This is a genomic window from Coriobacteriia bacterium, assembly GCA_031292615.1.
GTDB lineage: Bacteria > Actinomycetota > Coriobacteriia > Anaerosomatales > JAAXUF01 > JARLGT01.
Genome location: JARLGT010000004.1, coordinates 1 through 15161, shown reverse-complemented (window position 1 = coordinate 15161; position 15161 = coordinate 1). Strand labels below are relative to the sequence as shown.

The window sequence follows — 15161 nt, the reverse complement described above, 5'->3', positions numbered from 1 at the left end:
CAATGATCGATGGCGTGAAGGTCAAAGACCTCAAGGTAATGCCCGACGAGCGCGGCTCTCTCATGGAGATGTTTCGCAGCGACGATCCCGACTTCCGGAACTTCGGCCAGGTCTACCTGACGATGGTCTACCCGGGCGTGGTCAAAGCGTGGCACTACCACAAGCTGCAGACAGACCACTTCGTGTGCGTGGGCGGCATGGCCAAGGTCGTGCTGCACGACACGCGCGAAGGCTCCCCCACCAAGGGCGAGACCAACGAGTTTGTGATCGGCTATCAGCGCCAGCGTATGGTGATCATCCCGCCGGGCGTCTACCACGGGTTCACGCCCGCAGGCAACGAGCCGGCCTCGATCATCAACATCCCCACCGAGCTCTACAACTACGAGGACCCCGACGAGCACCGTCTGCCCTTCGACGACGCTTCCATCGGCTACGACTGGAGCGTGAAGAACGGATGAGGCTGCTCGTCTGCGGCGGTGCCGGGTTCATCGGCAGCGCCTTCGTTCGCCGTATGCTCGACCAACACGCCGACTGGGAGATCGTCTGCCTGGACAAGCTCACGTATGCCGGCAATCTCGACAACCTGCTCCCCGTCGCCGAGGACCCCCGCTACAGCTTCGTGCGCGCCGACATCGGCGACCGAGCGGCAGTTGACGCAGCTATCGATGCGGCTGGCGGCATCGACGCGATCGTGAACTTCGCCGCCGAGACGCACGTGGACCGCTCGATCGCCGAGCCAGAGGCGTTCCTGCACACCGACATCCTGGGCACGCATACGCTGCTCGAGGTCGTGCGCGAGCGCGACATCGCCAAGATGGTGCAGGTCTCGACCGACGAGGTCTACGGCTCCATCGACTCCGGCAGCTTCTGCGAGACCGATCGCATCCACCCGTCGAGCCCGTACTCGGCGAGCAAGGCCGGCGGGGACCTGCAGGTGCTCGCGTATTACACGACGTTCGGTGCGCCGGCGCTCATCACGCGCGGAAGCAACACCTACGGGCCGTACCAGTATCCCGAGAAGCTCATCCCGCTGTTCGTGACCAACGCGCTGGAGGGCGGCAAGCTGCCGCTCTACGGCGACGGTCTGAACGTCCGAGACTGGCTGCACGTCAACGATCATGCCGACGGCATCGCAGCGGCCCTCACCGCTGGCGAGCCCGGCGAGGTCTACAACATCGGCGGTGGCAACGAGCGCACCAACCGCGAGATCACCACGATCATCCTCGACGAGCTCGGGCTCGATTGGGATGCGAGCGTCGAGCAGGTCACCGACCGTCCCGGTCACGACCGCCGCTACTCGATCTCATGCGCCAAGGCAGGCGAGAAGCTGGGATGGAAGCCGCAGGTCGAGTTCGCGGACGGGCTTCGCGAGACGATTCGCTGGTACCGCGACAACTCGTCGTGGTGGAGCAAGATCAAGCACCACACCGACGAGTTCGCCGACTGGCAGAAGCGTTGGTATGACGACCGGGCGTAGGCGGGGGAGGCGCTCTTCCGCCTCCCAGCAGCAATCCAAGGGGCAGCAGCCCAAGCAGTCTCCCAAGAAGTTCTCGCGCGCCTACCTGATCGCAGGCGCCAGCGGGATGCTCGGCACCGCGCTCCAGCGCGTGCTGCGCGAGCGCGCCGTCCGCTTCGTCGCTCCCGCCGAGGGCGAGTTCGACATCACCGACATGGCTGCCGTGAAGAGCGTTGTCATCGGCTTTGCCAAGTCGCTTCGCGATGGCGAGACCGGCGTGATCGTCAACGCCGCTGCTTACACCAACGTCGAGCGTGCCGAGGAAGAACCCGAGCTGGCTTTGCTCGTCAACGAGCGCGGCGCGGTCAACCTAGCGCGCGCGGCTCACGAGGCGGGCCTCGGGTTCGTGCACGTATCGACCGACTTCGTCTTCGACGGCCTCAAAGAGGGCGCCTACGCCGAGGACGACGAGCCGCATCCACTTTCCGTCTACGGCGAGACCAAGCTCGCGGGCGAGGACTCGGTCGCTGCCGAGAACCCCGATGCGCTGATCGTGCGAACCGCCTGGGTCTTCGGACCCGCCGGCGCCAACTTCCCGGTCAAGATCCTCGAGGCGGCTCGCACGCGCCCCGAACTCAAGGTCGTGACCGACGAGGTCGGCTCTCCCACCTACACCATCGACTTGGCGCAAGGCATTCTGGGCCTCGTCGATGCCGGTGCCAGTGGGATCTTCCACCTTGCTGGCTCGGGCTCGTGCTCGCGTTTCGAGATGGCCACCGAAATCCTACGCATCGCCGGACTCGACACGCAGATCGAGCCGGTCACGAGCGACGAGTTTCCCACGGTCGCTGCGCGCCCGATGAACTCGGTGCTGGACTGCACCAAGGCCTCCGCCTTGGGCGTCTCGATGCCGGACTGGCACGACTCGCTCGCGCGGTTCCTCGTCGAGCTGGACGGGCCCGCGGCGTGAGCGCTGGCGGCGAAACAGCGGCTGCCACGCCTCCGCGCGTCGAGGTCGTCATCGTCGCCCACAACGCGGGCGAGCTGCTCGGCGATGCGGTGAGATCGGCAGCCGAGCAGGCAGGCGCCGCCAACGTCTGGGTGATGGACGCCGAGAGCAGCGACGGCAGCGTCCAGCGCGAGGCTTCTCAGGCGCAGGGCGTGCACTTCGTCGCCGTTCCCAACCGAGGCTTCTCGGCGAGCAACAACCGCGGCATCGAGGCGACACGCTCCCCGTTCGTGCTGCTGCTCAACCCCGACGCCCGGCTCGAACCCGGCGCGCTCGAAGCGCTGCTCGCAAGCGCTGAAGCTCACCTCAAGGCCGGCGCGATCGGGCCCGCAATCTTAAACCCCGACGGCAGCGCGCAGGCCAACTCTTTCGGCCGCTTCCCGACGCTGGCCACGACAATCGCCCTGCGCTTCCAACGCCTCGCCGAGAACCTATCGGGCAACTCCACCCACTCGCCCCGACTTCCCGCAGCGACCACGCCCGTCGACTGGGTGACCGGCGCCGCCATGCTGGTGCGCCGATCGGCCATCGAGGACGCCGGGAAGATGGACGAGCGCTTCTTTCTCTACTACGAGGACACCGAGTGGTGTCACCGAATGCGAGACCACGCCTGGGAGGTTCTGCTCGAGCCCGCCGCGCGGGTGACGCACCACTTGGGCGGCTCGGGAGCGCCGCAGGGACGAGCAGCCGCAGCGTATCGTGACTCGTTCTACCGCTACTGCGACCTGTACGGCCTGTGGGGTCTGAAGGCGTTTGCGAGTGTTGGGCTGAGCGTTCGCAAGGTATTTGGAGGCGCTGGATAGATGCGCGTCTTGCTGGACTGCCGCATGGCGTCATGGACGGGCATCGGCCGCTACACGGTCGGGCTGGCCCGCGCCCTGGGCGCGCGCGACGACATCGAGCTCGTGCAGGTTGGAGCAGCCGGGGAGCGCCCGCCCGTCGCGCCGCACCAAGGCGCGCGCTGCATCTTCGCGAGCAAGCATCCGTTCTCAATCGCTGGCGCACGCGAACTGTCGCGCATCGCCACCACCGTCAACGCCGACGTGTTGCACTGCACGCACTTTCCCACGCCGATGCCGCCGAGCCACCCACTCGTCGTGACCATACACGACCTGATGCCACTGCTCGTCCCCGGTATCATGCCTTCGCTGCCCAAGCGCCTCGCGTACCGCTACTGGAACCGCCGAGCCGCCAAGATCGCCGACCGGGTGATCGTGCCCTCGCTCTCGACCGCTGCCGATGTCACGGCGCTGTTCCCGACGGCTGCCGACAAGACGCGCGTCACTCCTGAGGCATCCGATGAGTTTGCGGCCGGTCCGATGGGCCTGCTCGATCCGGCGTTGGCCGAGGTCGCCGACTGGCCGTACCTGCTTTCGATGGGCTCGACTCGCAAGCACAAGGATCTGCCCACGCTGCTCGACGCATTCGCACGCATCGCGGTCGCCCGCCCCGAGCTCCGTCTCTTGCTGGTGGGCGCCGATGATTACCCGTACCTCGACGGGCAGATGCTCGGCGTGCCCGCGGCCATCCGCGAGCGCGTCGTCTTCACCGGACATGTCGAGGACCCGCAGCTGCGCACGCTTTTCGCCGGCGCGCAGACGTTCGTGTTCCCGTCGCGCTACGAGGGCTTCGGCCTTCCGCCGCTCGAGGCGATGTCGTTCGGCGCTCCCTGCATCGTCGCCGACGCCACGTCGCTGCCCGAGGTCGTCGGCGATGCCGCGCTGCTGTTCCCGCCGGGCGACTCGGCCGCGCTCGCCGGCGCGATCGAGAGCGTGCTCACCGACCCCGAGCTGCGCGACGATCTGGCGCACGCCGGCGTTGAGCGCGCACGGCTCTTCAGCTGGGCGCACACCGCCGAGGAGACTGTCGCGGTCTACCGCGAGGTTCTCGGCGGGCAGGCGGCACCACCCAGCGCCGAGGTGGACGAAGAGCTGTGATGGCCTGGGAGCGCTCGACGTTCGTCTTCATCTCGACCAACACCTCTCACTCTAACGGCGGGGTGGAGGAGACCTGGCTGGCGGTCATGGCGCAGCTGGTGCGGCTGGGAGCCTCGGTGCAATTCATCTGCATCTCGGACAGTCCCCTTGCGCCGCACGCCCGCTCCTTGGGCGTGACGGTGGCCCCCTACATCCTCGACCGCTGGAACGTGGTGCGCTCCCGCTCGCGTCTGCGCAAGTACCTGCTGCGCTACGACCCGGTGGTTGCCCACTCGACAGGTACCGAGGCCGACCTGCTCCTTCGCTGGGCCGTGCGCCCGCTGCCCAGCGTCGCGATCGCCACGACGCTGACCGTGGCCGAGGCGCAGGCGACACGTCGTCGTCGCCCTCTTGACTCGCTGATGCGGCGTTTCGACGAGACCGCGATTGCGCGCACCAACGCTGTCTTCGTGCCGTCGGAAGACCTTGTCGGCGAGGTGCAGGCGGCGGGCGTGGCGGTCGAGCGCATCGTGCTGGACCCGCCCTCGGACGACCCAACCGCGAGCGTAGAGCGCCATCTCGCCGTCTATCGGGAGTTCATGGCGCGCCGAGGCGAGGGCGGGTGAGCGACCTCTCCTTGGCCGGTGGGCTGGTCGGCAGGGCGTTCATGCGCCAAAATGACGCGACGTTTTTACGCGGATGAAGGAGTTCGTCGCATGAGTGCAGACATCCGGTTCGGGACCGACGGATGGCGTGCCGTTATCGGCGCCGACTACACGTACGACAACCTGCGTCGAGTGGCAGATGCCGCAGGCCGCGTCTTCTCCGCCGATAACCCCGGCGGCACCGTGCTGGTCGGCTTCGACACGCGCTTTGAGGCCGGTAGCTTCGCCGCCGCAGCCGCCGAGGTCCTAGCGTCGCACGGACTGAAGGTGCGCGTCTCCGATGCCTACCTGCCCACGCCCACGCTGTGCTGGTCGGTCAAGCAGGCCGACGACGCCGTTGGTGGCGTGATGCTCACTGCGAGCCACAACCCGAGCGAGTACCTCGGCTTCAAGCTGCGGATGGCCGACGGCGGCGCCTCCCCGGTCGAGTTCACCGATCGCGTCGAGGCGCAACTGCAGGCCGAGCCACCCACCGCGCGTGGTACCTTCGAGACCGTCGACATGGTCGGGCCGTACCTGACCGACCTCGCGTCACTGGTCGACGCCGATGCGATCCGCGCGGCCAACCTGCGCGTGGTCGTCGACCCGCTGTACGGCGCGGGCCAGACCTACCTTGCCGAGACGCTTCGCAGCCTCGGCGTCGACGTCGTGGAGATCCACGGCGAGCGCAACCCGGGCTTCGGCGGTCTGCACCCGGAGCCCATTCCGCCTTGGATCGCCACCGCGGTCGAGGCGGTGCGCGCCGAGTCGCGCGACGCCGGCTTCGTGACCGACGGCGATGCCGACCGGATCGGCGCGATCGACCGCGCCGGCAACTTCGTCTCGCCGCACCGGATCATCGGCCTGATGGCCGCCCATCTGGTGCAGGACAAGGGCAAGACCGGCCGCGTGGTCAAGACGCTCTCCACGTCGGTGCTGGTCGACCGCCTCGCCCGCACGCTCGGCCTTGAGGTCACGACCACGCCCATCGGCTTTAAGTGGATCTACAACGAGATGGTCAAGGGTGACGTGCTCGTCGGCGGTGAGGAGAGCGGTGGCATCGGCATCCCGGATCACGTGCGCGAGCGCGACGGTCTGCTGATGGCGCTCATGCTTACCGAGATGATGGCGCAGCATGGCAAGGGGTTGGGCGAGCTGGTCGACGACATGCTCGCGATTACCGGGCCCATGGAGTACAACCGCGTCGACCTGAAGATCACGCCCGAGGTGAAGCAGGCGTTCCTCGATCGCGCGGCCTCGCTCGATCCCGGCGACATCGCCGGCGTCCCCGTGCTCGATATCGTGCGTGCGGACGGCGTGAAGTTCCTGCTCGCCGACGACGCGTGGCTGCTGCTTCGCCCCTCGGGCACCGAGCCGCTCGTGCGTGTCTACGCCGAGGCCCCCAGTGCCGGTGTGGTCGACGACCTGCTTGCTGCAGGCCGCGCCTTGGTTCAAGGCTAGAGGAGAAGCTCACCCGCATGCCGCTGCCCGATCGCCCGATGCGCGTCACGATGGTCAACAAGTACTACTGGCCGCCGCACCTCGGTGGAGTTGAGACCGTCGTGCGCAATCTCTCCGAGGGTCTCGTCGCGCAGACGGGCGCTTCGGTGCGCGCGATCGTGTGCAACGAGGGCCGCGAGCGGGTTGAGGACAACATCGAAGGGGTCGAGGTCGTCCGGTTGTCTCGGCAGTTCGCGCTGTCCAGCGCGCCGATCGCGCTCTCAATGCCCGGCGCGTTGCGCGCCGAGGCCAACCGACCATCGCCGCCCGACATCATCAATCTGCACTTCCCGTATCCGTGGGGCGAGCTCTCGTGGTTGCAAGCCCACCCGGACATCCCGATGGTGCTGAGCTATCACAGCGACATCGTGCGTCAGAAGCGGATGCTCGCCGCTTACCGGCCGTTCCTTGAGGCCGCGCTGGACCGCGCCGACGTCATCACCACCTCGAGTCCCAACCTGCGCGACGGCTCGCCGTTCCTGTCCACCCGCGCAAACAAGGTGCGCATCGTCGACTACGGCCTGCACGTCGACGACATCGCCGAGCCGTCCGCGTCCGTTCTGGCTCGCGCCGAGAAGATTCGCGCCGAGCACGCCGGGCGCAAGATCGTGCTGTTCGTGGGCCGGCTGGTCTACTACAAGGGCGCCGACGTGCTGGTTCGCGCGATGGCCAACGTGGACGCCGACGTCATCTTCGTCGGCCGAGGCCCGCTCGAGAGTGAGCTGCGCGAGATTGCGGCAGCCAACGGTGTTGCCAGCCGCACCACGTGGGTCGCGCCGACCGGAGACGACGAGCTTCACGCCTACTATCACGCCGCCGACGTCTTTGCGCTGCCCAGCGTGGCCAACAGCGAGGCGTTCGGCCTCGTGCAGATCGAGGCGCACGCCGCGGGCACGCCAGCCGTCTCCACCAACCTGCCCACGAGCGTTCCCTACGCCAACCTCGACGGCGTCACCGGCATCATGGTGCCCGTAGGCGACGTCGCAGCGCTCGCCGAGGCGCTCAACCGACTTCTGGCCGATGACGAGCTTCGCGCGCGCCTCGGCGCGCAGGCTCGAGAGCGCGCGCTGACGACCTTCACCATTCCGCGCATGGTCGAGCAGATGCTCGACGTCTACGCCGAGGCCATCGACGTGCACGCCGCCAAGCGGGGGAGGTCGTAGATGTCGCGCAACCGCTTCATCGCGCTGTCGATCTTCTTGGATGCCATCATCGTCAATATCGGATTCGTGCTGGCGTTCATCATCGGATTTGGCGGGCACATCCCGCCCGACCAAGTCCAGAACTTCCCCGTCTACCTCGCGCTTTCGCCAATCGTCACAATCTTCTATCTCGGCGGAGCGTGGACCTACGGTCTCTACGATCCCGAGCGTGCCGATACGGCTTGGCTCGTAGCGCGCGGCGTCTTTGCTGCTGCGACCGTCGGCACGCTGCTGTTGGCAGCCGTCGCATTCTTGGGCGGCCCGCGCACAGCTGCGTTTGCGCGCCGCGTCGTCGTACTCGCGTGGCCGATCGAGTTCGCACTGCTGGCAGGTTGGCGCCTAGGCTTCCTGCGTTTCGGGAGCATCAAGTGGCCCGAGCAGCGCGTTTTGATCGTGGGCACCAACGACACCAGCGTCGAACTCGCCGATGAGGTCGCGCTGCGCGGCAAGTGGGGCTGGAAGATGACCGGGCTGATCGAGCCGGGTCTGGAGGCCTGTGCCATCGCGCCGCACGACCTGGGCGCGCACCGCGTCTTGGGCTGCGCCCGCGACGTCGCCAGGATCGCCGCCGAGACCCGCGCCAACCGCGTCATCGTCGTAAGCCCCATCGCCCTGCGCGAGCTGGTGGAGAGCCTCGTGCTCGCCGATGAGGTCCGCGTTCGTGTAGATGTTGTGCCGGAACTCTACGAGATCTTCATCGGCACAGTGGATGCTATCGTCGGTGACGTGCCGCTCATGGAGATCACGCGCTCGACGGTGCCGCGCTACTACGCGGCCGCCAAGCGCGGGCTCGACCTGCTCGGCTCGGTCGTGCTGTTCGTGATCGCGAGCCCGATCCTGCTGGTCGCAGTCATCGGAATCGTGGCCACCGACGGGTTCCCGTTCATCTACTCGCAGGAGCGCAGTGGCAAGCACCTCAAGCCGTTCCCGGTCTACAAGCTGCGAACGATGGTCAAAGATGCAGAGAAGCTTTCGGGCGCGGTCCTTGCAGAGGAAGACGACCCTCGCATCACGCGCGTGGGCCGCGTCCTTCGCAAGACGCGCATCGACGAACTGCCACAGCTCTTCAACATCATCCGCGGTGACATGAGTTTCATCGGGCCCCGGCCCGAACGACCAGTGTTCGTCAACGAGTTCTGCAAGGACATTCCCGGGTACCGGGAGCGCTTCAACGTCAAGCCGGGAGTGACCGGGCTTGCGCAGGTCAGCGGTGGCTACGCAACGACGCCCGATCGCAAGCTCAAGTACGACCTCATCTACATGTATCATCAGAACTTGGCCATGGACCTCCAGATCATGGCCGAGACCCTGCGTGTGGTCCTCACAGGCCGAGGCGCGCGTTAACCCAGAGGAGTAGCTCGATGGCGAAAGCCGCAAAGAAGAACACCGCGAGCGTGCGGGCCGCCATGGCTGGCAGCGGAGACGTGATGACGGTCGCCCAGAAGATCTCATGGTGGTCGCTGCTGGCGATGGTCTTCATCGTCCCAATCGCCATGAGCAACTGGACGTTCCTGGGATTCCACCTGCCCATCAGCTACGACCAGTTCGACATCACCAAGGTCTTCTTCCAGCGCGTGCTGGGTCTTATTGCGCTCTCGGCGTGGGGCTGGGACATCTTGAAGCGCGGCGGCAAGATCCGGCGCACGCCAGTCGACTGGCTCATCTTGGTGTTTCTCGGCTGGGTCGCGCTTTCGATGTTCTTCTCGATCAGCCCGGCGACCGCGTTCTTCGGCAAGTACCGCCGCTTTGAGGGCCTGCTGTCGTTCATCAACTACGCGGTGATCTACTTCCTCGTGCTTCAATTCGCCGACAGGCCGTCGCGAGTTCGCACACTGGCCGAGACGCTGTTCTGGTCCAGCTTCATCGTCGCCGGCTATGGGCTGCTGCAGTCCATCGGCCGAGACCCCATCGACTGGCACTCGCTGCCGTTCGAGCAGTTCCGACCGTTCTCGACCTACGGAAACCCCGACCTGCTCGGCGGCTTTTTGATGTTTTCGCTGCCAATCGCCCTTGCGCTTGCACTGGCCGAAGAGGACAACATGTGGGTCCGGCTGATCTACTGGGCGGGCTTCGGCATCAACGCAATTGTATGGATTGTCTCCTTCACAAGAGGCGCATGGATCGGCGGCGCCGTCGGCATCATCCTGATGGGCATAGTGGCCTGGCGTCACCACACCAAGCTTGGGCCGGTCGACCTGGTGCCCGTGGGTGTGACCGCGGCCTATGGCGGCTACAAGATCTTCAAGAGCATGTCCAACACCAATGAAGTCATGAACTTCGGCGCGCGTTTTTCCTCGATCTTTAAGACGGGCGAGGGCTCGGGTCTGACGCGAACAGAGATCTGGACCGCCGCGATCAGAGCGATCACCGCCTCGCCATGGCGCTTCATCGTGGGCTACGGCGCCGATACGTTCCGTCTCGTGTTCCCCAGGTACAAGCCGATCGAGTACACGCGCGACGCCGGCTACCTGTCGGTCGCCGACAACGTGCACGACTACCCCCTGCAGCTCGCCACGGGCATCGGCGTCGTCGGCGTGCTGCTGATGTACTCGATCTTCGCCTGGGCGGCAGTGAGGTCGTTCAAGCTCGTGTTCGGCGAGTCCGACGACAGAAACCGCCTGCTCATCGGCGGCTTCTGGGTCGCCGCAGCTGCCTACCTCACGCAGCTGATGTTCGGTCTGTCCGTCACGGGCAACACGTTCCTGCTCTGGGTGTGCATCGGCGTCGTTCTGGCCCCGACAGCCACGTTCGTCGAGTTCACGGCTCCCGACTGGGGCATCGCCGCAGCGTCGGCCGGCATCGTCTTGGCGCTCGTGGGTATCGGCTACCAGTTCGTCTTCATGGCCGCCGACTGGCAGTACCTGCAGGCAAACGCCGTTCTGAGCGGCTCAGCAGCGACTCAGGCCGCGATCAAAGCGGCTCAGCTCAACCCGTGGAACGACATGTACAGCGCCGAGATCGGAATGTCGTACCGCAACGAGTTCGTCGATCTGATCAACTCTGCGTACCAGGCCAAGCAGGCAGGCCAGGACTCCACGCAGTACTCCGCACAGGCCGTGGAGAAGTTCAATGCCGCGGCAACGGCGCTCAAGGCCACGATCGCGATGGTTCCCGATGAGTACGACAACTACGTATTCATCTCGAGCCTGTACAACATTGGAGGAAGCGCCCTGAACCCGCAGTACTTTGCAGATGCGATCTATTGGTCGCAGCGGGGCATTGCCGTCGAGCCGTACGGTCCGGCGATTCGCGTTCAGTACGCCCGCGCGTTGATCGGCACCGGAAAGAACGCCGAGGCCCTCAAGCAGCTCCAATACGCGTGGAGCATGGACCAGGCCTACGTGGAAGCCGGCGAGACTCTCGCGCAGCAGTACAAGGACATGGGTCGGCCCGCCGATGCCATCGCCACCCTGAAGGTGTTGCTGGGGACGGCCCCGGGCGACACGACAGTGGCGCCGATGCTCAAGCAGTTCGAGTCGAGTTCGACGGCGACGACGCCGTAGTTGGAGTCGAATCGGCACGCGCGCACATCTGGCCGTGCATTGGTATGCTGTAGCGAACCACGACTGAAGGACTGTTAATGGCCCGGGCCAGGATCTCAATCAGCGGCTTTCTCGACCCAGTGCGTCGACCGCGCTGGATCGTGTGGACGCTCGTTGCGGTCGTCGTCATCATCACCGTAATGATCCCGGTCCTGGGAATAACGTCGAGCCGCTGGTTCTGCGCTGAGAGCTGTCACAAGGTCCAAGACGACACGATCAAGGCGTACCAGCACTCGAGCCACTCAGAGATCAGCTGCATGGCGTGCCATATGCCGGTCGATGCGAACCCGGTGATCTTCCTGCTGCACAAGGCCGAAGCACTCGGCGAGCTGGCTCAGACGGTCACGAACAACTACGAGCTTCCTCTCAACAAGGACAGCGAAGTCGCTCTGACCATGAAGTCGACGCAGTGCACGCAGTGTCACAACCCTGACAAGCGCAACATCACGCCCGATCCGGGTCTCAAAATCAACCACGACATCCACGCTCAGAACAACGTCCAGTGCACGATCTGCCATAACCGGATTGCCCACAACGAAGACTTCACGCCCACTCTGGTAGATCCCAAGACCGGCCAGAAGAACACCAAGCATGCGAACTTCATGGAGATGAAGGCGTGCTTCCGGTGCCACACCCAAGAGAACACGAAGGGCGCCCCCGGCGGCGAGTGCTTCTTGTGCCATACGCCCGAGTTCCAGCTCATCCCTGCGAGCCACAGACTCCCCGGCTTCTTCCCCAAGGGCCACGGCGCCCTGGGTCTGGCCGAGGAGAAGCGGGCTCCGTGGATGAACGCGACGGCGACCGTGGACGTCGCCAAGCCGGAAGACCCGAGTAACCGCTACGCTGGCGTGAACCTTCCCACAATGGACTCGGTCAACCTGTGCTCAAGCTGCCACTCGAAGTCCTTCTGTACTGACTGCCATGGCGTCCCAATGCCGCACCCTGCCGACTTCGTGAAGACTCACGGGCCGGTTGGCACCAAGACCCCGCAGGTCTGCGCCAAGTGCCACGGCCTCGGCGTCGACTTCTGCAACAACTGCCACCACGGGACTCATCTCAACTACACGATCAATCCCAAGCTGACCTGGAAGCAGCAGCACCCAACCGCCGTCAATCTCGTCGGTGCGGCAAGCTGTCTGCAGGGCTCCGGCGGCGGCTGCCACAACCCGACGTTCTGCGCGGTATGCCACGCCAATGGAGGGACGCTCCCGCAAGGAGCGCCTGCACTCTAACGCTGTGGATGCCCTGCGCGCGGCAAGCGACGATCCGAGCAAGGTGCGACATGGCGGGCAAGCCACACGCAAAGGCGAACTGATCGAGCGGATACTCTATACTCTGCGTTGCGCGTTTGGACCTGCCCGGTCCGACAACCAGCGCGGGGGAACGGCAGTGGTGCCGTTCAGGGGTCGCATCGACGACCGAAAGGGCCTGGCTGTTCTATGACGCGTATCGATCTGGTGCTGCTCCACGCACCGAGCGTGTACGACTTTCGCGAGCGTTCCATCATGTTCGGGCCCGTCTCGGACATGGTGCCATCCACGCCCATCTTCGAGATGTATCCGCTCGGCTTCACGACCATGGCCGAGTACATGGAGCGCCGAGGAATCCGCGTGCGCATCGTCAACCTCGCCGTGCTGATGCTCAACAAGCCCGACTTCGACGTCGAGGCCTATCTCGCCAAACTCAATCCAGTCGCCTTCGGCATCGACCTGCACTGGCTCCCGCACGCCCACGGCTCGGTCGAGGTGGCGCGGGTGCTGAAGCGACTGCATCCGCACACGCCTGTCATCTTTGGTGGTCTGTCGGCGAGCTACTTCCACGAGGAGCTCATTACCTACGACGCGGTCGACTACGTCGTGCGCGGCGACTCCACCGAAGAGCCGATGACACGCCTGATGACCGCGCTCAAGGGCGGCGGAGGCATCGCCGACATCCCAAACGTCACGTGGAAAGACGCGAGCGGCGCTGTTGTCGTCAACGATCTGACCTGGGTTCCCAGCGACATGAACTCGATCTCCCTGGACTACTCGTTCAACATGAAGTCGGTCATTCGCTATCGCGACATGATGGGCGTCGTCCCCTTCAAGGACTGGCTGCAGTATCCGGTGTGCGCGTCGCTGACCTGCCGAGGATGTACGCACAACTGCGTGACGTGTGGTGGCTCGGCCACGGCGTTTCGCGAGTCGTTCGGACGCGACAAGGTCGCTTTCCGCGACCCGGACCTGCTTGTCCGAGACATCCAGAACATCCAGAAGTACATCCCGGGCCCGATGTTCGTGCTCAACGACTTCCTTCAGGCCGGGCCCGAATACACGCGCAAGTTCGTCGAAGGCCTTCACAGCATCAACGTGAAGAACCCCATCGGCTTTGAGTTCTTCCGCCCGCCGAACGAGGACTTCTACGAGCTGCTCAACCACAATCTCAACGACTACTCGGTCGAGATCTCGGTTGAGACGCACGACGACGATGTTCGGGCTGCCTTCGGCAAGAACATGTACAAGATGCAAGAGGTCGAGGACACCATCGTTGCCGCGCTACGCAACGGGTGCAGCCGTTTCGATCTGTACTTCATGACGGGCATCCCCACGCAGACCGCCGAGTCGGTTCGCGAGACCACCGAGTACGTCCGGCATCTCTACGAGGTTGTGGGCAACGACTCGCGCCTGCTGTGCTTCACGAGCCCCATGGCGCCGTTCCTCGATCCGGGTTCGATCGCGTTTGAGAACCCCGAGGCTCACGGCTACACGCTGCGGGCCAAGACGCTCGAGGAGCACCGCCAGCGTCTGCTTCTTCCGTCGTGGAAGCACATCATGAACTACGAGAGCCACTCGATGAGCCCCGACGAGATGGTGGAGGCCACCTACGACGCCGCCATCGGCATCAACCGCGTCAAGGCCGACATCGGCCTGCTCGACAACTCAGTAGCCGACCGTACCGAGAAGCGCATCAACGAGGCGCGCGTGAGCATGGCGCGTATCGACAAGATCATGGCCGGCCCGCTTGCCGAGCAAGAGCCCGCGCTTCTAGGCCTGAAGAAGGAGTTCGACCGCCTGAGCGAGTCGACAGTTGCCGAGAAGTCGCAGCTCAACTGGCCGCATGCCGCGACGCTCAAGAACGTGGCGGCCTGCGCGAGTTTGTTCGTCAGCGAGAATGTCGCTAACCTGTTCGCTCACGGTCGCGGCGAGATGTCGCCGGCCACATCCGACCAGACGTTGACGCCGACGACCAAGCACCACGCGTCGCCGGTCACACCCAAAGCCTAAGGACGCGCATGCCCGAGATTGACGTTGCGCCTGGCCGCCCAACCGCAGAGCGCGTGCGCGGCATCTTCTCCCAGATCGCCGACAAGTACGACGTCTTCAACGCGTTGGCGAGCATGGGCATCGACCGCTCGTGGCGCAGAGCGCTCGTGCGTGCTGCGGCGATGACACCCGCGTCACGCGTGCTCGACCTCGCCTCGGGCACGGGTGACGTCGCGTTCGCGCTGGCCAACACCGGCACGCCTGCCGAGGTCGTCGCCACCGACTTCGTGCCCGAGATGCTCGCCGTGGCCGAGAAGAAGTCGGCCGAGCACGCGCCCGCGGTCCCAGTGTCGTTCTCGGTGGCCGACGCGCAGGAGCTGCCGTTCGAGGACGCGAGCTTCGACGTCGTCACCGTGGCGTTCGGCGTGCGCAACTTCCCCGAGCGGGAGCGCAACTTCGCCGAGGTACTGCGCGTGCTCAAGCCCGGAGGGCGCTACGTCATCCTCGAGTTCTCGCGTCCGCCGTTTGCCCCTTGGCGCGGCGTCTACCACATCTATCTGCGTCAGATGATCCCGCTGATCGGCGGCGTGCTCACCGGCGACCGGGCAGGCTTCGTCTACCTCAACGACTCGATCCGCCAGTTCCCCACG

At 65.3% G+C, this 15161-nt stretch carries 13 protein-coding genes; all 13 read left to right on the top strand.

The window, feature by feature from the left end:
* The first annotated feature begins 2 nt into the window (after positions 1-2).
* Entirely contained in the window at positions 3-458 is a 456-nt protein-coding gene (locus P4L93_00165) for a dTDP-4-dehydrorhamnose 3,5-epimerase family protein (GenBank protein MDR3685366.1), read from the top strand.
* Positions 455-1477: a dTDP-glucose 4,6-dehydratase gene (gene rfbB, locus P4L93_00160; protein MDR3685365.1), complete on the top strand. Its 1023-nt coding sequence runs from the start codon at positions 455-457 to the stop codon at positions 1475-1477. The genes P4L93_00165 and rfbB overlap by 4 nt, the downstream gene beginning before the upstream one ends.
* Entirely contained in the window at positions 1461-2426 is a 966-nt protein-coding gene (gene rfbD / locus P4L93_00155) for a dTDP-4-dehydrorhamnose reductase (protein MDR3685364.1), read from the top strand. Before rfbB ends, rfbD begins: the two co-directional genes overlap by 17 nt.
* On the top strand, positions 2423-3268 hold the full coding sequence (locus P4L93_00150; protein ID MDR3685363.1) for a glycosyltransferase family 2 protein: 846 nt from the start codon (positions 2423-2425) through the stop codon (positions 3266-3268). The genes rfbD and P4L93_00150 overlap by 4 nt, the downstream gene beginning before the upstream one ends.
* Positions 3269-4402, top strand: a complete 1134-nt coding sequence (locus P4L93_00145) for a glycosyltransferase family 1 protein (protein MDR3685362.1) — start codon at positions 3269-3271, stop codon at positions 4400-4402. It begins immediately after the preceding gene.
* On the top strand, positions 4402-5007 hold the full coding sequence (locus P4L93_00140; GenBank protein MDR3685361.1) for a glycosyltransferase: 606 nt from the start codon (positions 4402-4404) through the stop codon (positions 5005-5007). Before P4L93_00145 ends, P4L93_00140 begins: the two co-directional genes overlap by 1 nt.
* Before the next feature lie 90 nt (positions 5008-5097).
* Positions 5098-6486: a phosphoglucosamine mutase gene (locus P4L93_00135; GenBank protein ID MDR3685360.1), complete on the top strand. Its 1389-nt coding sequence runs from the start codon at positions 5098-5100 to the stop codon at positions 6484-6486.
* Between the two features lie 17 nt (positions 6487-6503).
* Entirely contained in the window at positions 6504-7688 is a 1185-nt protein-coding gene (locus P4L93_00130) for a glycosyltransferase (protein ID MDR3685359.1), read from the top strand.
* Positions 7689-9071: a sugar transferase gene (locus P4L93_00125; protein MDR3685358.1), complete on the top strand. Its 1383-nt coding sequence runs from the start codon at positions 7689-7691 to the stop codon at positions 9069-9071. It begins immediately after the preceding gene.
* A gap of 17 nt (positions 9072-9088) precedes the next feature.
* Positions 9089-11230, top strand: a complete 2142-nt coding sequence (locus tag P4L93_00120; protein ID MDR3685357.1) for an O-antigen ligase family protein — start codon at positions 9089-9091, stop codon at positions 11228-11230.
* A 77-nt stretch (positions 11231-11307) separates the two neighbouring features.
* Positions 11308-12501 carry a cytochrome c3 family protein gene (locus P4L93_00115; protein MDR3685356.1) on the top strand — a complete coding sequence of 398 codons (1194 nt, stop codon included), beginning with the start codon at positions 11308-11310 and terminating at the stop codon, positions 12499-12501.
* 207 nt (positions 12502-12708) lie between these two features.
* Positions 12709-14532: a TIGR04190 family B12-binding domain/radical SAM domain protein gene (locus P4L93_00110; GenBank protein MDR3685355.1), complete on the top strand. Its 1824-nt coding sequence runs from the start codon at positions 12709-12711 to the stop codon at positions 14530-14532.
* Positions 14533-14540: 8 nt separating this feature from the next.
* Positions 14541-15161, top strand: a 621-nt coding sequence (locus P4L93_00105) for a ubiquinone/menaquinone biosynthesis methyltransferase (protein MDR3685354.1), incomplete at its 3' end; no start/stop codon positions are given.